The following is a 22,667-nucleotide window of genomic DNA, read 5'->3' as shown; positions in this document are numbered from 1 at the left end:
GTATGACGACGATCTACGACGTCGCGCGTAGGTCGGGGGTGTCTCCGGCGACGGTGTCGCGGGTCCTGAGCGGCCGGCGCAACGTGGACCCGGAGCTGTCCGAGAAGGTCCGCGCCGCCGTCGCGGAACTCGGCTACCGCCCGAACGGCGTCGCTCGTAACCTCCGTAAGTCCTCCACGAACCTGTGGGCCGTCGTCATCTCCGACATCGAGAACCCGTTCTTCACGTCGCTCGTGCGCGGGCTGGAGGATGTGGCGCAGACGGAGGGGTACCACGTCGTACTGTGCAACTCCGACGAGGATCCGGCCAAGGAGGCGGCGTACGCGTCCGCCGTACTGACCGATCAGATGGCCGGGGTGGTGATCTCGCCGACGTCTACTGCGGAGGGTGTGCAGCTGCTTGCCGACGCGAAGATCCCGCTGGTGATGATCGACCGTCGGGTGGAGGGCGTCGAGGCGGACACGGTACTGGTCGACAACGAGCATGGCGCCTTTGAGGGCGTCAAACACTTGATCGACGGCGGGTATCGGCGGATCGCGTGCATCACCGGCCCGCGCAAGGTGTCGACGGCGATGGATCGTCTCGGTGGATATCGGTCGGCGTTGCGTGCTGGTGGGATCCGCTATGACAAGGATCTCGTGCGACACGCCGACTTCCGCGAGGCCGGCGGGTACGCCGCAATGGAAAGCCTGCTCGAGCTGGCCGATCCGCCTGAGGCGTTGTTCGCCACCAACAACCTGATGACCGTCGGCGCCCTCGAATGCCTGGCCCGCAAGGGCCTCCGAGCCCCTGACGACATCGCCGTCGTCGGCTTCGACGACATCCCCTGGGCCGACCTCGTCGTCCCCAGCCTCACCACCGTCGCCCAACCCACCTACGAACTGGGCCGAACCGCCGGCATGCTCCTCAAAGACCGCACCACCTCCCCCGGCCGCCCACCCTCCACCGTCACCCTCCGCACCGAACTCCACATCCGAGCCACCTCCGCCCCGAAGAAGTAGCGGGCCACCCGCCAAAGGACACCGCTACGCGGCGAATGTTCTTCTGGCCGCCTCCGGCGGCGAGCGGAGCCGTCCCTTGCGGCAATGCCCTCCCGCCAAGCAACTACGGACCCGCCGGGAGAACCGACATCTGACACCGCTACGCGGCGGCTGCCTCATTGGCCGCCTCCGGCGGCGCGCGGAACCGGACTCATGCGGCAACGCCCTCGCCCGAAGCAACCCGATCCGCCCGGCACGCCTTCGGCGCGCACGAGACAGCACCACCGGGCGGATCCCCGCGGCCGGCAAGTGTCTGGATGTGACGACCCCAGATCCGACACCGCTCCGCGTCATCTCGGGAACCGCGACGAAATGACATCCCGACCGGGAGACGGCTGGGAGCATTCCGCTCTTGAATCTCATTGCAGTCGCAACTTGCCGGCCAACGAGCAGCGCCGGATCCCGTCCGACATCGCCACCCGTTCGAGTCCCGCCTCGACGAACGCGCTCTTGCGGAGCGCCTTACACCCATGCGTCGAACTGGCGGAGCTCAGATTGTGAGCCAACTCGATGCGAGTCACGTCCCTCGAACCGCCGAGCGATCTGGTGGTATCTCGCTGTGCCAGCGCTGGCGAGTTGCTGAAGGTGCTCAAGTAGCTGTCGTGTCAGCACCCGCGATGCGGTCGAAGTTCGCGCCGGCCCGATGTCCGCGCCGCCCAACTCGACACCGAGAACGTGGAATCTGATTACAGCGATGTGATGGAACTACGTCCGGCAGCTCAGGAACCACTGCTGACGCCAATCGATGAAACCGCGCAGGCGATGTCCATCGGATGCAACGTTGCCCTATCAGCGAACACCGCCTACGTCGCGAACCGATGATCAGGTGCATATCTACCTGATCATCGGCCGGCCTCGACGGCAAGCGCCGTCCGCATCCGAAGGGAAGACCTAGATTGGCGCCATCCATCGACTCGATACACCCCGTCAAGACACCACCGCCCCCCGGACAATGCAGGTCGGTCAGCGTTGTCAGTCGGCGGTTCGCAACGTGTCGGGTGGAAGCACACGACTCGCACCCAGGATTTCGAAACCGACGATCTTCCCATCGGAGTTGAGGTCGAAGGCAATGAAGGCGTTGTCCAGCTCCAGCATCGACGGGACGGTCCGTGTCACCTCCCCTGGGCCAATCACGTCGACGAGATACACATACGCCGCGTCCGCGTCCGGGTCGTAAGTCAGCCTCACGGATACCCCGACCATCCGTAGTTCCGAGCCAGGTTGCCGAGCTGCTTCTCGGTCAGGCCCTTCATGCCCGTGACGACGCCACCTTCACCAACCACCACCACATTGTACCGATCGCCCAGCTGCGCCACGTGTGCCATCGCACCGTCGGCCTGCTCATAGGCCAGATTGCTCGACTTCGCGATGGCAATATCGACAGAGTCAAAGCCACGCTGAGCTAGGCGCTCCTGACCGTGCTTCGTTGCTAAAGCCTCCGCGAGACTTACACACCCGGCATTGTGGACCAGTACGGCACGGACACCGACGAAATAGGTGTGTAGACCGTCGATTGTGAGGTTATACGCCTTGATGTTCGCGATCTTGGAGTCGACCCAAACAACCAGGGTGGGGCGACCATCTGCGGCTAGGACCTGGTCACCGGAATGCAGATCGATTGCATCTACCCACTCGCTGCGGTTCACAACCCAAAACGGATGGTGATCGGTCGCGTCGATCCCGGTACCATCGGCAAGTCTGACGGTGACCATCGTGTGTGGCCCATCGTGACGGATGAGGTCGATCACCTTCCGGGGGCCACGCTCGCCGGTGACAGGGTCCATAGCCATGACGCGATCGTCGAGCTTGACCTCCTTGATCGTCTTCGTGGTGCCGTCGGCCATGAGTACGGGAGTGTCGCCGGTGAAGCTGTTCGTCCGGCAGCCGGTGACCGCAGTCCCAGCCGCCCCATCGAAGAGAGTCCCTGCCGCCGAGGCTTCAACTCGGGCTGTTGCGAACCCCTCGGCGGTTCTGACGCCGATGCCGACGACTTCGCCACCGCCCGAGAAGCCTAGGGCCGTCAGTGCAAGGCCTGCCTTGCAGTTCTGCAAGTTCGATGAGTAGTCGCCCTCCGTATTGACTACCGCCGCACATGCCTTGCCTGTCTCAACCAGGGGGTCGACGAAGACTTCGTCGCCGACCTTTTGCTGGATCGACTTGCCGCCTCCGAACCACTGATTGATCTTCTTCCCTAGCGACGGATCGTCCGTCATGCCCATGTTGAACCAGTTGTAACTATCCGTAGACGCGACGTTCTGAACGACGGAGCCGTACTGGTTGAGGGCGGTTTGGTACTGCTGGTTGGACCAGGCGGTGGTCTCGTCGGTTAGGTCGCCGCCGGAGGTGACGACGGTTGCCGGCTGGGATGGGTCGCCTGGGCAGAGTGGGTTGCCGCTGGCGCAGGTTGGGTCCCCGGGTGGGGGTTGAACTACTGTTTTGGCCTCTTGCTCGAGGTCTTTACGCTTCTGCTCGGCTTCTTTTCGTTTCTTGCAGGCTGCATCGCAGACCGGAGGGGGCGGTGGCTTGGGATCGCAGCGATGCGCCTTGCATGGCGGGTCGCAGTTCGTCTTGCATCCGCCGCAGTTGCCCTTGCATCCTCCGTCGGTTGGCTGGCAGTCCTTGCCGCTGGTGTGCGGCGGGCACTTCTTGACCGGGCAGTTGTGTGTCGTGTGGCAGTCGCCCGATGGCGGCGGAGGTGGTGGCGGTGGCTTGGGCGGGTCCGGACAGATCCTGATGGGTCGCACGTCATCGTTCGGATTGTGCCAATCGGGAACTGTGTAGCGGCAGCCGTGATCGAGTTCAGGATCGACGGCTTTGTGGCCGTCGAGGTCGTTGAACGTGAGGGGGTTGCCGCTGACGTAGGCGTAGAGGTTGAGGACCGCGCTAGACGTGCCGGCGGCGTAGTTGACTGTGTCTTGGGAGTTGAAGGTGCCGGTGCCTGGGTTGTACCAGCGGGCTCCTTCGTTGATGTCGCCGGAGCGGGGGTCGGTCCAGTCGCCTTGGTAGCCGACTCGGTACTTGAGGCCGGTGGCGGCGGTGGAGTTGCCGAAGGGGTCGTAGGTGCGGGAGTCGGGGAGGCCGGCGGACAGGGTGGTGTCGGTGGGGTCGAAGCCGGCGAAGACGTCGCCGTGGCGGTCGGCCAGGACTAGACGTTTGGTCGTGTCGTAACCGACTGACAGGAGGCCGTCGGAGGCTGAGCGGCCGAAGAACTGGGTGCCGTCGGAGACGACCTCGTCGCTGAAGCCGTCGTAGCGCATCCGGGCGGTGCCGGCCTCGACTGGGCGGTCGAGGGCGTCGTAGGTGAAGTCGCGGTCGGAGCGGGTGATCATCCGGTCGAACGCGTCGAAGCTGAATGCCTCGGTCGTCGTACCGGTTGTCTGCGTGAGCAGGGCTCCGCGTGGCGAGTAGGTGTAGGTGGAGGTGCCGTCGTCCAGCAGCCGGTTGCGTTCGTCGTACGACGCGAGCTTGCTCCCCGCCTTGGTGCGGTTGGAGTCGGCGTCCCACCCGTAGGCGGTGGTGGTTGTTCCCTTCGTCCAGGAGGTCAGTCGACCGAGTTGGTCGTAGGCGTAGGTGTTGTTGCCGGCGCCCGCGACGCCGGTGGTGTTCTTCGACGTGATGTTGTTGTCGGCGTCGTACCCGTAGGTGATCGACGACACCGTGCTGCCAGGCGTCGTACCGGCCTTCAGTACGTCGGAGTTCATCCGGCCGTAGCCGTCGTACCCGATCGTGCGGACCCGTGAAGAGCCGTAATCGATCGATGCGAGTTGACCCGCGGCGTTGTAACCGAGGGTCTGCAGGACACGAGTGACCGGGTCCGTCACGGTCGTGGGGCGGCCGTTCGTGTAGGTGAAGTCGGCCGTCCCAGCAGCGTCGATCCGCTGGGTCAACTGACCGTCCGGGTCATAACCCTGCGTCGAGGTGCCGGACGGGCCGTCTGCGCGCAGCAGCATGCCGCGGTCGTTGTAGCTGTAGGTGTTGACGCCGTCGAGCGCGCTCGAGGTCGCGAGCCGCCCGTCGAGGTCGTAGGTCAGGTTGCGGGTTGTGGTCGGCGCCTCAGCATTGGCACCCGTTTCGGTCTGAAGACGCCCGGCCGCGTCGAACGTGCGGGTCCGCTGCACCCCACCCGGCGACAGAAGTGACACGGCATTCCCGGCAGCGTCGTACGACGCGGTCCAGGTCCGATCCGTCAGCGCCGGGTGAGCCGTCGTCGACGGCTCTATGACCTTCTCCGGCAGCCCCAGAACGTTGACCGTGTACGTGGTCGAGTTGCCGCGACCATCGGTGTAGCGCGTCCGGTTGCCCGCCGCGTCGTAGCCGTAAGAAACGCTGACCTGGTCGGTCGCCGACACCGGATCCACCTGCGTGATCAGCCTGCCGAGCGCGTCATAGGTGTACGTCGATGCGCGGTTCCCCGACGCAGGCGTCGACGAGACCAGGTCGCCGTCCAGGTCATACCCGAGCGACGTCGTCCCGAGTGCGACGTTCGACGCGTTCAGCGTCTTCGAAGAGATCAGTTGCCCGGCCTTGTCGTACGCCGCGACGCTGCTCCGGCTCATCCCGTCGGTCGAAACCACCTGCCGGCCGGCGTAGTCGTAGCCCAGTTTGGTGATCACGTTGTTCGGATCGGTGGACTGCGTCAGCTGACCGAGCGAGTCGTAGCTGCTCAATGCAACCGCGCCAGATGGCGACTGCGCGCTCGTGACCTTGTCCATGTCGTCGTAGGTCAACCGGGTGACGAAGTTCCCCGCGGTCGGCTTTCGCTCGACATCGGTCGACGTCACGACCCGATCGAGATCGTCGTACGTGTACTTCTTCACCGCGCCCAGCGGGTCGGTCGTCGACTCGACGTCACCGTTCGGGGTGTAGGTGATCTTGGTGACGGCCCGTTCGTCGTTCGTCGTGCCCGGGCCGTCGACCTGCACCTGCTGGTTCAGGTGGTCGTAGGTGAACTTGGTCGCGTTGCCGCGCTCGTCGATCTGCTGCAGCAGGTTCCCGACCGCGTCGTAGGTGAAGCTCGTTTTCGGCGTCAACGCGCTGCCACTCGGCGGCGTGTACGACGGCGCACTCACCTCGACCGTCCGCCCGAGCTTGTCGAACGTCGACTTCGAGACGTTGCCGAGCGCATCCTTCGACGAGGTCGCCTGACCGAACGCGCCGTACCCGACCATCGCCGTCGGCTGCACATCGGCCGGCGCACCACCATCGTGCTCAGCCTTCACCTTCGGCGCGACCGTCTTGATCAACCGCCCGATTTCGTCGTTCAGGTACGTCGTGGTGAAGTCGGCCTTGACCGCCCCACTCGCGTTGCCGCGCGGCGTCGTCATCGACGTCGCCAGCCCCCGCTGGTCATACGTCCACGAGGTGGTCATCGCACCCGAACTGTTGTCGACGGTCTGCGACACACGCCGCCCCGTCGCGTCGAACACGTAACTGGTTGCGTCGGTCATCGAGGTCGGCCCTGCGATCGTGGCATTCGACCAGTCGCCGGTGTTCTGCTCGCTCGTCACGTTGCCGGCCAGATCGTGGGCGTAGGTTGTCTTCCGCTTCAACCCCGCAGGATCGAGGGTCTCGGTCAGGACTCGTCCCACGGAATCGAGCGTGTACGCCGTGGTGGTCTTGCCGTTGTCGGTGACTGCCGTGGTTCGGTTGCCGGCCCCGTCGTAGGTGTCGTCCTCCAGAACATATGGCCGCGTCGAACCATCAGGATTGTGGAAGCCTTCAAGCTTCTTGGTCTTGAGCGTGTCGTCGAGGTTGTAGTCATACGTCACGAGCCGGCCCATGGCATCGGTCTCGGCGCGCTTGCGTCCGGCGACGTCGTACTGCGTCTTGGACCGGACCGCATAGTCGATGCCCTCGCGTGGCCCGTCGGTCGGCGGGTTGTCCGGATCGGCCGGGAGGTTCATGTCCCAGACCTCGGTCAGCATGTTCAGATCCGAGTACTTGTACTCGAACCGGTTGCCGTTCGCATCTTCCGACCACGTCCGGTTGCCGGCATCGTCGTACCCCTGCTGAGACTCCTTGCCATCAGCATCGATCGTCGAAGCCAGCCGGTTCCGGTCGTCGTAGGTCATCGTCGTGACCCGCGGCTCGTCCGACGTCTTCAGATCCCGCGCCGTCGTCTTGGTCACGTTGCCGTCGGGGTCGTACTCCAACTCAGCCTTCTGCTGGTGTTGCTCCCCTGTCACCGCATCGGTCGTCACCGGACCGGTCACCGCCGTGACCCGCGACATGTTGTCGTAGTCGTACGATGTCGTCACGCCACTCGGATACGTGTCCGAGATCTGTGTCTCGGTCTTCTTCCGACCGATCTCGTCGTAGGTGTACTTCGTCACCAGACCGGATGGCGCCGTCGTCTGCACGAGCTCGCCGTCCTGGTCGTACAGGTACTGCGTCACGGCTGTCGTCGACGCGTTCACCTTCACCGACTCGGTCTTCAGCAGACCTGGCGGCATCGGCTTCCCGTCGGGACCGGTCTGCTGACCGTCGGTGTAGGAGTAGGTCTTCAACCCACCGTCGGGGCTGAACTCCGACGCCACGTCCCCGGAGACAGTCAGGTTCCGGTTGACCTTGTAGGTGTTGTCGGTCGGCCCCGAGGAACGCCCGTCACGGGTCTCCCAGAGCTTGTCCCACCGCGGATCCAACGGCGGCCAGGCGGTGTTCGCGAAGTACGTGCTGTACGCCGTGTGGCAGTCGGTGCCACCCGCGCCACGGCAGGTCTTGGTCGACGTCACGTTGCCGCGATCGTCGTACGTCATGCTGACCTCGCCACCCACTTCGCTGGTGACCTTCGTCAGCTGGCCCGTCTTGTCATGGGTGTAGGTGCGGATCGCATACCCGGCCTCGCTGGCCCAGTCCTGTGTTGTGCCTGCCGTAGGAGGCGGCGCCGTATCCTCGCCCAGCGGCCGGCCGGTGCGCGTCAGCCAGCCCCCAAGCATGTCGTACTCGTAGACGTAGTCCTTGTTGTTGGGATCTTTCACATGGACGACTCGGAAGCCGGCATAGTCGTGCGTCCAGCGGAGGAACGTCTCCGGCGTGCCGATCGTCCAAGCGCCACCGTTCTCGTCGACATACCTCTGGACCCGGTCGCTGGCCGGGTTGTACTCGACCTCGGCCGTCGTCCGGCCGGCCGCCGACGTGATCGACGACAGCTGATCCGCGGCGTTGCGGCCCTGCTGATAGTGCGCGACGACGTCCCTGGTGGTCAGCGGGTGCGAGTACAGCGCGACCTCGTCAATCGACCCGGTGAAGTACCGCAAGGCCTGCGTCCCGTACGACGGCCATGCGCTCGGAGCGGCCGCGACCGCGGCACCGATCTCATTGACCGCGAACTGCGAGTGGTCGACCACGCTCTGGGTGATCGTGTCGATCGCGACGCCGTCCAGGTACAGCGACTGCCGCGTTCCCATCGAGCTCAGTACCACGTGGTGCCACTGGTTGTCGTTCACGGCGGTCGACGACGTCATCGGTGCCGCCGTACCTTGCCAGAACTGGCCGTGAAGCTTGCCGTCGGTACCGACGTACAGCACCGGCATACCGCCGGTCGTCGTACTACCCAGCCTTTCCTTCTGATAGCCGAGCAGGGGCTGTGCGGTCGCACCGCTGGTCTTGAACCACATCTCAATCGCTTCGTCGCGACTGCGGGTCGCCAGACCGTTCGCCAGGGAGACCCAGGAGTTGCCGGTGAACGACACCGACTTGTCCACGTCGCCGACGCCCGCCAACGGGCTGCTCTGGTTGTACTGGACATTGGCGTAGGTGCCGAAGGCGTCGCGCTGCGCGATGTCGATCTCGTTGGTCGCGTCGTTGTCGCTGCCGTCGTCCGACATCCGGAAGTAGCCATCCGGCTTGCTGTCGAGAACCGCACTGCGATAGTGCGAGCCTTGCGCCGAGCCGTACGTCGTGCACTTCTGGTCGGCGTTGCACGACTTCGTCAGCACGTCGTTGGAGTACTCATAGGTCCAGGTCAATGGGGTGCCGTTGACCGGTTGCGTGCTGACCGACGCGACGTGTTTGTTGTCCGCAGTCCATGTGAAGGTCAGCTTCCGGCCGGCGCCGTTCAGGCTCGCCGCGGACTCCAGCGTCCCGTCCGTGCGGTAGGCCAAGACCAATGGCTGGCCCTGAGTGCTGCGGATCTTGCTCAGCTTGCCAGTGCCTTGGGCGAACTCGTACGTCGTGCCTGGCGCGATCTGCAGCGTCCACGGTCCCGTCGCAGAGGTTGCCGTCAGCACCGACTTCGCACCGCGCGGCGCCGCGAAAGTCCCGTCCGCATTCGCCCCGAACCGCACCTGCCGGCCGTCCGGATACGTCACCAACGCACTGCCGTCGTTCTCGATGATCAACCGCATGTCGTAGCGACTGGTCCACCCGGCGCCGAACAGACCGTCCCGCCGCGGATCGAGACTGTTGTACGTCCGAGCGACATTCAACTCCGGACCGGCAACCGGCACGACGATGTCGAGCGCAGACGCGGTGTAGTTGCCGACCGCGGGGTCGTACGGCTTGTCCTGCGACTTGCCGTCATTGTTCGCGAGATGCGAGGTGATCGAGGGCTGTGGGACATCGGTGAACATCGTGATCGGCGTGCCGATCGTGTGCTGCCCGTCGTTGTCCTCGACATAGATCTGCCACTGGTATTCACGGTTCCAGTTCAGCTTCCCTGCTGGCACCACCCACGTCTTCGACGACGTGTAGTCACCGCTGAAGAAGCACCCCACCAGCGGGTTGTCGTCAACGACCTCACACACCCGGAAGCTGTACTTCAACGTGCTCGGCGGCGCATCCGGATCGATGCCCGCGGCCCACACCTGCGGCGTCAACGTGTTCGCCTGAGCGCCGTTCAACGGCCACACATTGGCCAGATCCACCACAGGCGGAACGTTCTGGATCGTGATCAGCCGCGGCGCCGGTATGACACCCCAGTCGGTATACCAGCGATTGACCGTCGTATCTCGATGCACCATCGAGAACTCGATCTGATACTCGACACCGTCGGCAGTTCCAGGCAAGGCGCCGACCGCGACATCCAGATTGATCTTCCCGCCGTGCGGCACCGACGTCGTCACCGGAGTTGTCAGCACTGCCCAGTTCTGCAACTGCTTGTCCTTGTAGATCCGGTAGCTCATGTAGTCGTTGCCCGGCAGCCACGTAAACCCGCCCAGGTTCGTGATCGTCATCGGGAACTTGCCCGCCTTGTCCTGCGTGACATAGTCCGCCGGGTTCTGCGCCCGGAAGGCGTACGCCGCGTGGTACGGCGAGTGCGTGACCGCCAGCTTCGGCGGGTTCGCGGTGCTGATGCCGGCGAGCTTCTTCCACGAGTACCGATCCGCACGCTGGTCCGCGAACAGCGCGAACCCGAAGTTCGACCGATTCCCATCCACCAGGCTCTGCAGCCAGGACACACCGGCTGAGTTGAACGGGAGCGCGTCATACATCGGCTGGCAAGCCGTCGTGCCCGTCGTGCCTGAGACATAGCCGCGCGAGAAACTCTTCGATGCGACCACTGACGGCGTCGACTGCGGACCCGGATACTTCAAGTTCGGCAACGGCGTCGACTGCCAGCCCTCCATGACGCCGTACACATCCAGCCCACGCGACGAACACGTGTCAGCCTGGTAGTTGTACACCTCGAGCTGCGCCGCAACGATCGTGTCGTACCGGAACGCGTCCACCAGGCTCGGGAAGGACAGCAGCGACGTGTACGCGTTCCAGCCCGACGTCGACGAACAGTTCGTCGTACCCGCCGCCGGCCGGCAGCCGACCTGCAGGTCGCTGGCACCGCTGACCGAACCGTTCACACCCGCGCTGACCGCGTAGTTCGGGGTCACTCGGTCAGTCGGAATGACGGTCGGGTCGATCCGCACCGGGAACACGCGCGCCGGGTCGTCCAGCCACACGCTGTCCGCGGTCACCTGGAGGGCCTGCCGACCGTCGACCATCACCAGCTCGTATGTGACGGCGCTCGAGGTCGCCCGTACCTCGACCGTGTTCGAGTCCTCCATCGAGGCAGCCGGGATCCGAGCGCGCTCGGTGCCGTGCTCGTCAGTCAGCACAACGTCGCGACCCACCAACGATGCCGTCAGATTGTCGCTCAGGTTCAGGGGGAAAACGAACGATCGTGGGGCGGTCGCCGACTTGAGGACGAGCGTCTCCTTGATGCCTCGCGGCTGCGAGTCCAGCTGCAGATCAGTACTCATCAGGGCATCGGCGAAGGTCACCGAACTGCCCGACGCCTGACCATTGACACCAGCCGCTCCTGCGAGGCCCCAGGCGACATTGTGGCCGTCACCCAGCTGGACTTCGGCCACCGGGTCAGCGTTGGCCTGAGCCGCGATCCAGGAGTAAATCTCCGTCGAGATCGTCTCCCATCCGCCACCGTCCCGCGGCTGCAGGTTCGCGTCGATCTCCGCCCACGAGCCATCCGGCTTCTGGAAGTTCAACGGCGCCGGCGACAGCATGCTGGTCTCGGTGCCATCCGCGTTCTCGAACGTCTGCGAGAACCGGTCCCGCTTCTCCGGCAGCTCACGACTCGTCTGCTTGTCGAACCCCTTCACCGCGGTCGACGTCGACGGCACGGGCTTGACCGGTTCCGGCGCCGGCTGCTTCGTCGCGGCATTCACCGGCTTCGCGGCGGTGACCGGGAACATGTCCCGCAGCGACGGAGGCTGCACCTTGTTCAGCCGCGGTGGCAGCGGCGCAGGCAGCTTCCCGGCGCCGACCCGCTGCGCCGGAGCCTTGGCCTCCCCCTTGCCCGACATCGCAGCCGGCGGCACCGGTGGCGGCGTACCCGCAGCAGCCGCAGGAGCGACCGGCAACCCCGGCCCAACACCAGCCAACGGCACTGCCAACACAACGAAGATCGCCGCCAACTTCGCGATGCGAACCCGACGACGACGAGCACGAGAAGACAACCTGGACACGGCCATGACCGATCCCCCTGGGCGTGGACGACCTGCAACAGGACCCTGGGGTCCCCCGACCCCACCAGCGCCGAACGGGAAAGTATCAGCCCCCAATGCATCCCAGCCACAAATCTGCAGCAACCTGCAACTTCCCGAAAACCTGTAACGCCCCCGTACCCGTCAGACTCCCCAGATCGGACACCGCTCCGCGGCGGCTGTCTTGTCCGCCTCCGGCGGCGCAGCGAACTGCCCGTTGCGCCAGTGCTCTCCCGCCAAGCAACTGCGGCGATACGAGAACCACAGTCGGAACATCACCACTCTCCAGTTGGGTGGGAGATCGTTCACATGGTCGGCAACCTCTCCGATGACGGAGTAGCTCATGCCGCTTCTCAGCGCGTGGTTGCCAACTTGGCGAGCAGCCAGGTGAAGAAGCTCGGGGAGTCGATCTGGATAGCTCCCGGATCTTCGTGGAACCAGGAGTACACCGGTGACGGATCGCTCTCCGAAGCCTTCAGGAAAGCCAGATTTCCACCGCCGTCGTTGAAGAGCACGACGCCGTCTGGAGGGAGGCCGGCGGAGTCATGCCTCTCGGCCAGACTCAGCTCGACGACATCGAGATAGCGGGGGATGCCTTGACCGAGACCGCAGATCTCGTCCGGGCCGATCGAGGCGTAGCCGAACTTCCGGAGGAAGGTCTTGTAGTCGGTCGGGAGTTGTCCCAGTGCCGCCTCAGCGCTGTCAATCAACTCCCCCGACGCGCGGGTTCCCACGCTCGCCTCGCCGGCACGCACCTTCTCCAAGAGGATCCGTTCCCACGGCAACCCGCCTTCGGCTCGTCAGTTCTCTGAGCGGTGACGAAGGAACTCGAGTAGGGACGCACTCAATTGCTGAGATGCGTCACGATCGAAGTTCGCGTTGACCGTTCCGTCCGTTCGCTCGCCAAGATCGACACCCAGAACATGAGATCTAATCACGGCGGACCAATGGAGGTTCGTCACATGCCCGAGCAGGCTCTGCTGAAGCCACTCGTTGAAACCGCGAAGCAGACGCCCGTCGGTTCCTGTGTTGACGCCGTCGACGAACGCGACCAGCGTCGTGAACCGATCGTCGGGCACATACATCCGGACTCTGCTTCGAAGTGCTTCGGCCAGGCGCACGAAGTCCTCATCCGTGTCCAAGGCTGGCATCCTCCGGGAGTTCAGAGAGTCAGGGGTCTGAGGGTGAGTGTGTTCGGACCTTGCCGTCACGTACTCCGTGGGCCACCAGAACGCCCGTGTTCGCCTGCTGAAGTTGGAGCGCCTGCCGGAGCTCGAACAGGACTCCGGCGATTCCCGAGAGGACGTCGAAGCGCATATCAAGAACCTGCGCCTCTTGAAGCGCATCGTCCTGGGACAAGGGATCCAGCTCCGGAAGCACGGCATGCTCGCGGAGGCCTGGAGCCACGCCGAGGAGATCTTGGATCGTCATTGCGGTTGGGGTCGGTGATCCGGCATCCAGAGGACTCTGTTGATCAGACATCCGGACCTCCGGGGTTCGTCCAGGCCGGCGTCGGTGATGCGGGTGGTTTGTAGGAACGGGCAACGTCTTGTGAGGCGGTGACGATCAGCGAGTCCGGGAGGTACGTCGGGACGCCGTCCACCAGTTCACCGAGCGCGATCACCAATTCGCCAACGCCTTCGAAATCGAGCGTCACCGCCCAAGGCTGAAACCCGTCGGTCGTTTCCTGTTCGGTCCAGTAGATGCCGACAACCTGGGCGCCGAGAAAAGCTGACCACCGCCGAGATACGTCGAGCCGACGCTTGAGCGGACCGGGATCGTCCTCTGCATAGCTCCGCATCACGAGACGCTCGATCGGAGGGCGCAGCTCCCATCGAAGTACGACTCCCATCCTGTCGAATCTCAACAGGACTGCCATCGCCACCTCATCACCAGCGGAGCCGGCCAGTGGTTCGGCGTCCCAATTGAGAGAAGGTCGTAGTGCACCCCGGTAAGTCGGCTCCCTACGAGACGAGACTGGTCAACTGCCAGCGTGGTTGTCAGCCGGAACTGTGGAGCGCACCAGCCGACGAGGAGGTCCATGACATCGAGGATCTTGTCCTCGTCGGCGGGCGAGACCAGGGCTCGGATCTGCTCCAAGCCCTCCAGGAGGACAGTGTCGCTGGTGCCCTCATCGAGCATGCGCTTCACGACAGCTCGGAGACGATCGCGGCCTTCAGGGTGTTCGACCGCGGCCAGGAGTTGGTCTCGGCGTTCGCTGTTCACGGATGAACCTTAGTCATGACTGTGGTCAGCCTCTGGATGCTGCGTTCGCGGCTGGTAACCCTTGGGCCCCGTCGGGATGAGTCGGAGAAGGCTCTCGGATAAGGGTGGTGGGTGTTGGTTTGGCTGGTGGTTGGCAGGGTTGGGGCCGCGAAGGTTGGGCGGCGGCTGGGTTGCCTGGTGAGGTGGCGGAGCGGCTCTCGCCGGTTTGTGGGGCGGAGCTGTGCGGGTCCGGGCTCCGTGGCCGCCGAAGGCCCGTCCTTCGCAGTCGCCGGGCCGATCTATCTGGGGTGAAAGACAGCTGCGCCGGAGACGTGTCGGATTCGCGTCTCAGGGCAGTTGAGCGCGGGACCGCGTGGACGTGTCGATGCGGTCTGCGCGCCGGCGAAGCCGGCCAATGAGACAGCCGCCGCGAAGCGGTGTCCCTTCGTCCGGTCGGAGTCCGCCGGCGAGCCCGCGGCCGACCTGCAGCTCGCAACAGTTGAGCGCGCGGACCGCGCGGACGTGTCGATGCAGTCCGCGCGCCGGCGGAGCCGGCCGATAAGACAGCCGCCGCGGAGCGGTGTCCTTTGGCGGGCTAGCTCAGGAGTTCTATTTGGGTGAGGGTTGTGGGGGTGGGGAAGGTTAGGCGGTAGTGCTGGTGGGGGGTGGGGGTGGGGATCGTGAAGGGGCGGGTTTGACGGGGCCAGGGGAAGGATTGGTTGGTGCGGGTGTCTAGGACGGTCCAGGTGGTGCCGTCTAGGGAGGCCTCCAGGCGCCAGGCGGTTGGAGCGGGGCCTGTGTGGGGTGAGGTGAGGGTGTACATGGTGGGGGTCGCCGGGGCTGGGAGGGACCAGGTGGCGGTGAGGTCGATGACGGTCTCGGTGGTGGAGGTGTCGTCGAAGAGGGGGTTGTTGGGGTCGCGGGGGATCAGGTCGGTGAGTGGGGTGGGGATGGCGTCGTCGAGGGTTAGGGCCGGTGGGGAGTCCAGGGTGGCCCAGTCCGACGGGGTGGCGCCGAGGGTGAAGTCCAGGTGCTCGGCTGCGGCCAGTTCGGCGGCGGTGATGGATGCGGTTGGCAACGGTTTGCCGTCGACCAGGACGTCTTGGACGTAAGGCTTTTCGACGCCGGAGGCGGTGACGGTCAAGGGTCGGCCGCCGAGCGGGTTGACCACGACACGCGGGAAGAGTGGAGAGCCGATGGCGTAGTCGGGGGCGCCTACGCGGAGCGGATAGAGACCCAGGGCGGCGAAGAGGTACCACGCGGACATCTCGCCGTTGTCCTCGTCGCCGGGGTAGCCCTGGCCGATCTGCTCGCCGATGTACAACCGGTCCAGGACCTCGCGGACGATGGCTTGGGTCTTGTGCGGGGCGCCGGCGTAGTTGTACATCCAGGCGATGTGGTGGGCAGGCTGGTTGCTGAAGCCGAACTGGCCCATCCGGACGGCCTGCGCCTCGAGCATCTCGTGGATGACGATCGAGTACGTGCCCTTCTTGGTGGCCAGCTCGGGAGTGGAGAAGAACCCGTCGAGTTTGGCCTCGAGACCGCGACGGCCGCCGTACAGGTTGGCGAGGCCGCGCGGGTCGTGGGCGACGTGGAAGGCGAAGTTCCAGCCGTCGGTCTCGGTGAAGTCGCCGCCCCACTCCTCGGGATCGAAGTCGGCAGGCGACTTGGCGAAGTTCCCGTCCCCCAGGCGGCCTTGGAAGAAGTTCACCGCAGGGTCGAAGAGCAGGACGTAGTTCAACGACCGCCGGCGCAGGTACTCCGCTTCCTCCAACAACTGCGAACGCCGATCAGGAAACACCTCAGACAACTGCAACGCCATCGACGCCAGCCCGAAGTCGTTCAGATATGCCTCGAGCGACCACGACACGCTCTCCTCGGTGTCGGTGCTCACGTACCCGGCGAAGAACCCGGTCTCCACGCCCTTCCGCCCGACCTCGGTCGCCTCCGGCGCGACGGTCGCGTTGCGGAGCCCGGCGTCGTACGTCGCCAACGGGTCGACCAGCTCGACACCCTTGAGGTAGGCGTCGGCGAACGACACGTCCGAGCTGGTCCCGGTCATGCAGTCGGCGTACCCGGGCGAGGACCACCGCGCGATCCACCCGCCGTCGCGGTACTGCTGCACGAACCCGTCGATCAGCTCCGCGGTCAACGCCGGATAGAAGAACGCGTACGCCGGCCACGCGGTCCGATACGTGTCCCAGAACCCACTGTTCACATACATCTTGCCGGTCTTCACGACCGCGTTGGTCAAGCTGTCGGTCGCCTCACCGTCCACAGGCAGCACCGGGCTGGCATACACGTACGACGGCTCCGAGGCTGTCCCCGCGTTCTCGAAGTGCGAGTTCGGGTAGAGGTTGAGCCGGTAGAGATTGCCGTAAACAGTCCGCAGCTGCGGCGGCGTCGCCCCCTCGGGCCGCATTACCGCGAGCCGTTCATTCCAAGCAGCGTTGGCCGCCGCCTGGATTTCCTCAAAGCTCCCGCCGAGCTCGAGCGAGAGATTGTGCCGCGCCTGCTCGACCCCGATGAAGGACGTTGCCATCCGCAACGTCACCTCAGGTACGTCGAAGCTCGCCGCCCGCGCGTTCTCCCGCCCGCCGGACGCCTCGCCGAAACCGATCGGTGCGACAGAGAACGTGCCGTAGCAGAACATCCGCGTCCGCCCGGTCTCCGCGCCGTTCTCGACCCAGCCGGTGACCGCGGTCCCGTCGTACGAGAAAGCACCGTTCTCGTCGATCGTGTCGAAGACCAGATGCCGCCCGTCCGCGTCGGCCGGGAACGTGAAACGGAAGATCGCGCCGTGGTCGGTCGGGGCGAGCTCTGCGCGTACGCCGTTCGCGAGCGCGACCGCGTAGAGATCGGGCCGCGCGACCTCGTCGTCATGGCTGAACGCGACCGCGCGCTCGGCCGGATCGCCTAGCGGCTCGGCGGCCGCGACCGGCATGATCGTGAGCTGATCGCGGTCGCCCATCCACGGACTCGGCTGGTGCGAGAACGTGAGGCCCTGCAGCTCGGGGCGGTTGTCCGCGTTGTTGGCGCGGTGGTACTCGTACGGCCAGCGGTACGTCGACGCGTTGGTCACCGGGGTCAGGAAGTTGAACCCGTTCGGCCAGGCGGTGATCGGAAGGGTGTTGCCGCGGGAGAAGTCGTGGCTGGCGTTCGTCCCGCGACGGGTGTCGACGTACGCCGCGAGATCCGACCCGTCCGGCTCCGCACCAGCCGGCCCGATCTCGACGTCGTCGATCCACCCCTCGAACTCCCCCGCCCCGGGTGCATCCACCACGAGCAGGACGTCGGCGACCGTCTTCCCCTCAAAAGCAGTCAGATCAACTTGCACGTCGTTCCACTGATCGGCGTACAGGATCTTCGCCGCCCCCTGCCCGGCCGCATCAGCCGGCTTCCCGTACTGGTCCACACCGAAAGACCGAGTCCCGTCCGCGAAAACGAGCTCCACGGCCGCGTACGTCGCGGCGTACGTCAGCCCCGCATCAAGCACCGGATAGATCTTGTACCGCAACCGATCCCCACCCGCGACCACTCCCCCGGCCCCCGGCAGCCCAATCTCCTGCCGCCCACCAGAAGTCCCCGAATACCGGGTCCCCTCCACGCTGCTGAACCCAGCCCGCGGGCTGGTCGGTCCACCTGGTCCACCACCGGTCTCAATGATCACGGCGCAATGTTACGTATCAGTGCGCCGCCGCGGGAGGAACGTTTCCATCGTGGACGGACTGCTAAACTGACCATCACGAGGCCTTCGATGGCCGCGGAGAGAACGCCAGGTCTGCTGTCAGACCCGCCTGTCAGGTGCGGCGCTCCGGACCATCGAAGGCCTCGTCTCTCTTTCAGAACCCATCCTCCGGCCACCACGGGTACGCCGGCATCGTGCCCGGCAGCACGATCCCTTCGAACCCGCCGGGGTAGCGGATCTGCGGCCGGACCGCCAGCAGGTGGTGCGCTTCGAAACCGCCGAACTCGTCCGCCTCCAGGGCGGCGCGCAGCATGCCGCAGTACTGATCCGCCGCCTGCAGACCGTCGAGCTGGCCCGGTCCCAGGAACGTTGGCCTGCCTGCAGCAGGTCCCAAGGAGACTCGGCCGAGTCGCTCGCTCGCAGTTTCTCGAACCAGGCCAGGGTCTCGTCGTGCTTGAAGCCACGCACGTGACCGAAGGTGATCACGACGTCCCGCCGACCTCCGGGCCAGTCGTCGGCAGTGTCCAGGACCTGTTCGAGGACTCGCCCGGCGACGAAGTTGTAGAAGGCAACTTGGTCCGAGATGCCGTCGGCGACGGCGGCCTTCTCGATCAGCACGATGTTCAAGACAATGCCCGGCACCGCAGCGAGCTGCGCTGCGACGAACTGTCTGCGTGGGTAGCGCTTCACGTGCCCGGTCCAGTGCAAAGGCTTGCCTGCGGGAACTGACAGCCGCCGACGGCACTCAGCGATTGCGCGCCTCAGACCCGGGTCGTCCTCGTCGGCGACGACCACGGCCACCATGCCGAAGTACCGCGACGATCTGGACGAAGACCACGGTCGCCGGTCTCGTCCACGTAGGCACGCACCAGCGGCCGTTCGAAGTACATGGAGCGACACCTTAGGTGCCAACGAACCGTCGCAGAGGGCTTCGACCTGCGTCTGTGGATATCTGCCCCGGGATACCCCAGGATGCCCCGATCAATGGGGCGGATCGGGTGGGGTGTTCCCCTTGCGGATCCAGGTGACGTAGTCGCGGGCGGACTCTTCGGGTGGGCGCAGGCGCAAGCCGGCGGTCAGGGCTCGGGTGTTGTCGAGTTGGAAGGTGCCGTCGTTGGTGCCGTTGTGGGGGAGGTGGAAGCGGTCTTCGGTGGGGTGCCAGTCGACGGGTGGAGGGGTGGGTACGGCGGAGCGCCAGGCGTTGGCTAGGTCCGTCATCGTGTGGGTGGGGCCGACGGCGTTGTAGGGCCGGGTAGGTGCTCGACTGTGAGGTGGAGGAGGAAGGCGGCTAGGTCTCGGGCGTCGATGTATTGGATGGGCTGGTCGGGGCGGGCGGCGCATTCCAGGGGCTGGTTGTGGGCCAGGGCCCAGCCCCAGTTGCCGAAGTCGGGGTTGTGGGGGCCGACTACGAAGCCGGAGCGTACGGCGGCGGTTCGGGCGCCGAAGGTGGCTGTTAGCAACGATTCGTTGCGGACCTTGGACGGGCCGTAGAGGTCCATCGTGAAGTGGTCCTCGGGGGCGCCGTCCGGCCAGGGCAGCAGCGGTGCGTACTCCGTCATGCCGGGGATCACCTTGCTGGCGTAGACCGCGATCGACGACATGTAGGTGTAGAAGCCGCATCGGTCGCGCAAGACCGAAGCGCTCAGCGAGACGTCCTGGACGAGGAAGCCGGACATGTCGATCACGCCGTCCCACTCGCCCGATGCCAACGCGTCGGGCGCCGCGCGCTCGCCGACGAGACGGCGAACACCAGGAAACAATGACGGATTCGTCTGACCGCGATTGAAGAGCGTGACATCGTGGCCGGAGGCAAGCGCTGCTTCGACGACATGGCGGCCGAGGTTCTTCGTACCGCCCAGGACCAGGAGTTTCACGACAAGGTTCCGACGACGTCCGCGAGTTCGCGGAGCAGACCGTCGATCCAGCCCGACGACTCCGGGATCGTTCGCAGGCCTTCCTCGACGATGAAGTTCAACGCGATCAGGTAGAAGCAGCACCCACCCACCAACAACTGGCGTTCGACCACAGCAGGATTGGTGCCTGCGGCATCGATGTAGCGGGCAACTATCGGGGCGCGGTCGTGACCGAGGGACTCGGCGTCGCGGAGGAGTGTGTAGAGGTCGCTGAGGTGCGGCGCCAGGTACGCGCCCGGCCAGTCGATCGCGGTCCAGCGCACGCCGTCGGTGACCAGGTTCTTCGGCACGAAGTCACCATGCACAACCCCCACAGGTACGTCGCGATGCAGCGCGGCCAGCGCCTCGGTCAGCGGGCTGAGGTCGAAGTCGATGCGCCCGATCCGGTCCGCCATCTCCTTCACCCGCTCCGGCGGGAACTCGCTGCGCCCAGGCACCTCCCTCGACCGGATCGTCGCCGCCAACTCAGCAGCGGCCAGAAACCCGTCCGCACTCGGCTCCTGCTCCAACGTCACCCGCCCGACGTCCGCCAGCACCAGCACGCCCGCTTCCGGCGACCGATGCCGATGCAGCAACGCGGGCGCCGGCAACTCGAGCGGTACGACGAAACGCTCGTACGCCGCCGCCTCGTCGGCCTGCCCGTCAGTCCCCCGCTTCACGATCACGCTGCGAAGCCCGTACGACAACCGCCACACCTCGGACGACCCCCACTGCCGCAACAACTCCCCGCTCAACGCGCCGACCCCAGGAGCCTTCGTAGCCTCGAGAACCGGATCCGACATAACCTCAAGCCAGGCGGGAAGCATCCGAAGAGTAGACCACGCCACGCGCCGGATCGCCGCCGAATTAGGGTGTAGCCATGACCGAGACTGCCGTGCATGCCTGGGGCTTCGGCCTTGCGACCGTGACGAATGCTGGAGACGTCCTGGACGTCTGGTACCCGGCGCCTGCGCTCGGGGCGCGGCCGGAGGACACCAAGGCGCCGGCCGAGCTGATCGCCGCCGAGGGCCACGACGACCTGCGGCAGGTACGGCGTGAGGTGGTGGCGACCCAGATCGTGCTGGACGACGCCCCGACCGGTACTGCGGACGCGTACCTGCGCCTGCACCTGCTCAGCCACCGCCTGGTCCGCCCGCACGGCGTGAACCTGGACGGCATCTTCGCCGCCCTCCCCAACAACGCGTGGACGTCCCTCGGCCCGGTCCCGGTCGACGAGATCGAGAACGTCCGTCTCCGGGCCCGTGCCGCGGGGCAGCACCTCGGCGTCACCAGCGTCGACAAGTTCCCGCGGATGACGGACTACGTCGTACCGTCCGGTGTCCGGATCGGTGACGCGGACCGGGTCCGGCTGGGTGCGCACCTCGCCGAGGGCACCACGGTCATGCACGAGGGCTTCGTGAACTTCAACGCCGGCACGCTCGGTACGTCGATGGTCGAGGGCCGGATCGTGGCCGGTGTCGTGGTCGACGACGGCAGCGACATCGGCGCGGGCGCGTCGATCATGGGCACGCTGTCCGGCGGCGGCAAGCAGGTCATCTCGATCGGCAAGCGGTGCCTGCTCGGCGCGAACGGCGGGACCGGCATCTCGCTCGGCGACGACTGCGTGGTCGAGGCGGGCCTGTACGTGACCGCCGGCACCAAGATCACCCTCCCGGACGGCACCACGGTGAAGGCCCGGGAGCTGTCCGGTCAGCCCGGTCTGCTCTTCATCCGCAACTCGGTCACCGGCGCGGTCGAGGCCCGGCCGCGCAAGGGCCAGGGCATCACGCTCAACGAGGCGCTGCACGCCAACGCCTGACCTGTACGAAAGTATGACTTTGCCAACCAACGTGAGGATGCACACGTCAATCAGTTCGTGATGGGCGAACTGGAACCTGTCCCCCGCCCTCGGACGTTGGGAGCGGTATGCCGGTGAAGCGTGGTGCCCTCGTGGCCGTGGGTGCCATTGGCGTGCTCAGCCTCGCGGTCGGCGTCGGTATCGCCTGGCTCGGCGGCAAGCAGGTCGGCAACCTCCTGCCGCCGCGCGAGCAGTGCACAGCGACGGTGAACGGGCAGATGGTCGTACTCGACTTCGAGCAGGCCGAGGCGGCGGCGATCATCGCGGGCACCGCCGTACGGCGTGGGCTGCCGGCCCGCGCGGCGACGATCGCGCTCGCGACGGCGTACCAGGAGTCCGACCTGCGCAACCTGGCGCACGGCGACCGGGACTCGCTCGGGCTGTTCCAGCAGCGGCCGTCACAGGGCTGGGGTACGGCGAAGCAGGTGCAGGACCCGTACTACGCGACCGGGAAGTTCTACGACGCGCTGGTGAAGATCAAGAACTACCAGACGCTCGCGATCACGGTCGCCGCGGACAAGGTGCAACGCAGCGCGTTCCCGACGGCGTACGCCGATCACGAGGCGGACGCGCGTGTGCTGGCGTCGGCGCTGACCGGGCAGTCGAAGAGCGTGTTCAGCTGCACCGTGAACACCGACTCGGTCCCGGTCGAGAAGATCGGGCCCAATGGGCTGACGCCGCGGGCGGACGCCGTACGGAAGGACCTGATCCGGACGTTCGGGACGCTGTCGACCGGTGGGTACGCCGCTGGTGGGGTGTCGACCGGGCATATGGAGGGGTCGGCGCACTACGACGGGCGGGCGGTGGACGTGTTCGTCCGGCCGATCTCGACCGCGCACACGACGAAGGGGTGGGCGATCGCGCAGTACCTGGTGGCGCGCGCCGACCTGCTGAAGATCAAGACGGTCATCTTCAGCGACAAGATCTGGACGGCCGGCGGGCGGTCCGACAGCGGCTGGCGGGACTACACGCCGCCGGAGCGCTCCGGAGACCCCAAGATCCTCCGCCACCTGGACCACGTCCACGTGGACGTGCTGGACCAATAGAAAT

Annotated in this window: 17 protein-coding genes; 6 read left to right on the top strand and 11 right to left on the bottom strand. The window is 65.8% G+C overall.

Annotated elements, in window-relative coordinates; genetic code table 11:
- The first annotated feature begins 2 nt into the window (after window positions 1-2).
- A complete protein-coding gene (locus tag ACFWUU_RS23900; protein ID WP_371404498.1) occupies window positions 3-1,001 on the top strand; it encodes a LacI family DNA-binding transcriptional regulator in 999 nt (332 codons plus the stop codon).
- A 398-nt stretch (window positions 1,002-1,399) separates the two neighbouring features.
- On the opposite strand, the gene ACFWUU_RS23895 is transcribed toward ACFWUU_RS23900, so the two are convergent.
- The 5 genes from ACFWUU_RS23895 to ACFWUU_RS23875 all read right to left on the bottom strand — a co-directional run bounded on the left by ACFWUU_RS23895 (window position 1,400) and on the right by ACFWUU_RS23875 (window position 13,116).
- Window positions 1,400-1,561: a hypothetical protein gene (locus ACFWUU_RS23895; protein ID WP_380178351.1), complete on the bottom strand. Its 162-nt coding sequence runs from the start codon at window positions 1,559-1,561 to the stop codon at window positions 1,400-1,402.
- A gap of 451 nt (window positions 1,562-2,012) precedes the next feature.
- Window positions 2,013-2,228 (bottom strand): DUF2283 domain-containing protein, encoded by a 216-nt coding sequence (locus tag ACFWUU_RS23890; RefSeq protein ID WP_380178349.1) that lies wholly within the window; start codon window positions 2,226-2,228, stop codon window positions 2,013-2,015.
- Window positions 2,225-11,962: a polymorphic toxin-type HINT domain-containing protein gene (locus tag ACFWUU_RS23885; RefSeq protein WP_380178347.1), complete on the bottom strand. Its 9,738-nt coding sequence runs from the start codon at window positions 11,960-11,962 to the stop codon at window positions 2,225-2,227. Before ACFWUU_RS23885 ends, ACFWUU_RS23890 begins: the two co-directional genes overlap by 4 nt.
- Before the next feature lie 365 nt (window positions 11,963-12,327).
- A complete protein-coding gene (locus ACFWUU_RS23880) occupies window positions 12,328-12,729 on the bottom strand; it encodes an SMI1/KNR4 family protein (RefSeq protein ID WP_380179057.1) in 402 nt (133 codons plus the stop codon).
- 45 nt (window positions 12,730-12,774) lie between these two features.
- Window positions 12,775-13,116, bottom strand: a complete 342-nt coding sequence (locus ACFWUU_RS23875) for a hypothetical protein (protein ID WP_380178345.1) — start codon at window positions 13,114-13,116, stop codon at window positions 12,775-12,777.
- A 76-nt stretch (window positions 13,117-13,192) separates the two neighbouring features.
- On the opposite strand from ACFWUU_RS23875, the gene ACFWUU_RS23870 reads away from it, so the two are divergent.
- Window positions 13,193-13,423: a hypothetical protein gene (locus ACFWUU_RS23870; RefSeq protein WP_380178343.1), complete on the top strand. Its 231-nt coding sequence runs from the start codon at window positions 13,193-13,195 to the stop codon at window positions 13,421-13,423.
- Window positions 13,424-13,448: 25 nt separating this feature from the next.
- Here ACFWUU_RS23870 and ACFWUU_RS23865 read toward each other — a convergent pair whose 3' ends face one another.
- On the bottom strand, window positions 13,449-13,775 hold the full coding sequence (locus ACFWUU_RS23865) for a hypothetical protein (protein WP_380178341.1): 327 nt from the start codon (window positions 13,773-13,775) through the stop codon (window positions 13,449-13,451).
- Between the two features lie 140 nt (window positions 13,776-13,915).
- Between ACFWUU_RS23865 and ACFWUU_RS23860 the strand changes: the two genes are divergently transcribed.
- Window positions 13,916-14,206 carry a hypothetical protein gene (locus ACFWUU_RS23860; protein ID WP_380178339.1) on the top strand — a complete coding sequence of 97 codons (291 nt, stop codon included), beginning with the start codon at window positions 13,916-13,918 and terminating at the stop codon, window positions 14,204-14,206.
- A gap of 568 nt (window positions 14,207-14,774) precedes the next feature.
- Here ACFWUU_RS23860 and ACFWUU_RS23855 read toward each other — a convergent pair.
- On the bottom strand, window positions 14,775-17,849 hold the full coding sequence (locus tag ACFWUU_RS23855) for a GH92 family glycosyl hydrolase (protein WP_380178337.1): 3,075 nt from the start codon (window positions 17,847-17,849) through the stop codon (window positions 14,775-14,777).
- 172 nt (window positions 17,850-18,021) lie between these two features.
- Window positions 18,022-18,261 (bottom strand): hypothetical protein, encoded by a 240-nt coding sequence (locus ACFWUU_RS23850; RefSeq protein WP_380178335.1) that lies wholly within the window; start codon window positions 18,259-18,261, stop codon window positions 18,022-18,024.
- 56 nt (window positions 18,262-18,317) lie between these two features.
- Between ACFWUU_RS23850 and ACFWUU_RS23845 the strand changes: the two genes are divergently transcribed.
- Entirely contained in the window at window positions 18,318-18,596 is a 279-nt protein-coding gene (locus ACFWUU_RS23845; protein WP_380178333.1) for a hypothetical protein, read from the top strand.
- 252 nt (window positions 18,597-18,848) lie between these two features.
- Here ACFWUU_RS23845 and ACFWUU_RS23840 read toward each other — a convergent pair whose 3' ends face one another.
- Genes ACFWUU_RS23840 through ACFWUU_RS23830 form a run of 3 tightly spaced genes read right to left on the bottom strand, consistent with a single transcriptional unit; the run spans window position 18,849 to window position 20,562 of the window.
- Entirely contained in the window at window positions 18,849-19,085 is a 237-nt protein-coding gene (locus tag ACFWUU_RS23840) for a hypothetical protein (RefSeq protein ID WP_380178331.1), read from the bottom strand.
- A complete protein-coding gene (locus tag ACFWUU_RS23835; protein WP_380178329.1) occupies window positions 19,082-19,741 on the bottom strand; it encodes an NAD-dependent dehydratase in 660 nt (219 codons plus the stop codon). The genes ACFWUU_RS23840 and ACFWUU_RS23835 overlap by 4 nt, the downstream gene beginning before the upstream one ends.
- On the bottom strand, window positions 19,738-20,562 hold the full coding sequence (locus ACFWUU_RS23830; protein WP_380178327.1) for a phosphotransferase family protein: 825 nt from the start codon (window positions 20,560-20,562) through the stop codon (window positions 19,738-19,740). Before ACFWUU_RS23830 ends, ACFWUU_RS23835 begins: the two co-directional genes overlap by 4 nt.
- Before the next feature lie 77 nt (window positions 20,563-20,639).
- On the opposite strand from ACFWUU_RS23830, the gene dapD reads away from it, so the two are divergent.
- Both dapD and ACFWUU_RS23820 read left to right on the top strand, forming a co-directional pair.
- On the top strand, window positions 20,640-21,578 hold the full coding sequence (gene dapD, locus ACFWUU_RS23825) for a 2,3,4,5-tetrahydropyridine-2,6-dicarboxylate N-succinyltransferase (RefSeq protein ID WP_380178325.1): 939 nt from the start codon (window positions 20,640-20,642) through the stop codon (window positions 21,576-21,578).
- 107 nt (window positions 21,579-21,685) lie between these two features.
- Window positions 21,686-22,663, top strand: coding sequence for a hypothetical protein (locus tag ACFWUU_RS23820; RefSeq protein ID WP_137258324.1), 978 nt, complete (start codon window positions 21,686-21,688; stop codon window positions 22,661-22,663).
- Window positions 22,664-22,667: the final 4 nt, after the last annotated feature.

The organism is Kribbella sp. NPDC058693, from assembly GCF_042715335.1.
GTDB classification, from domain to species: domain Bacteria; phylum Actinomycetota; class Actinomycetes; order Propionibacteriales; family Kribbellaceae; genus Kribbella; species Kribbella jiaozuonensis.
Note: the sequence above shows the minus strand (reverse complement) of the source record. Positions and strands in the feature narration are given on the sequence as shown.

What these genes read in the sequence shown, in the direction of transcription:
- ACFWUU_RS23900 (WP_371404498.1), top strand. Translation starts at nt 3, where the DNA reads ATGACGACGATCTACGACGTCGCGCGTAGGTCGGGGGTGTCTCCGGCG.
- ACFWUU_RS23885 (WP_380178347.1), bottom strand. Translation starts at nt 11,962, where the DNA reads ATGGCCGTGTCCAGGTTGTCTTCTCGTGCTCGTCGTCGTCGGGTTCGC.
- ACFWUU_RS23865 (WP_380178341.1), bottom strand. Translation starts at nt 13,775, where the DNA reads ATGCGGAGCTATGCAGAGGACGATCCCGGTCCGCTCAAGCGTCGGCTC.
- ACFWUU_RS23840 (WP_380178331.1), bottom strand. Translation starts at nt 19,085, where the DNA reads ATGACGGACCTAGCCAACGCCTGGCGCTCCGCCGTACCCACCCCTCCA.
- ACFWUU_RS23830 (WP_380178327.1), bottom strand. Translation starts at nt 20,562, where the DNA reads ATGTCGGATCCGGTTCTCGAGGCTACGAAGGCTCCTGGGGTCGGCGCG.
- dapD (WP_380178325.1), top strand. Translation starts at nt 20,640, where the DNA reads ATGACCGAGACTGCCGTGCATGCCTGGGGCTTCGGCCTTGCGACCGTG.
- ACFWUU_RS23820 (WP_137258324.1), top strand. Translation starts at nt 21,686, where the DNA reads ATGCCGGTGAAGCGTGGTGCCCTCGTGGCCGTGGGTGCCATTGGCGTG.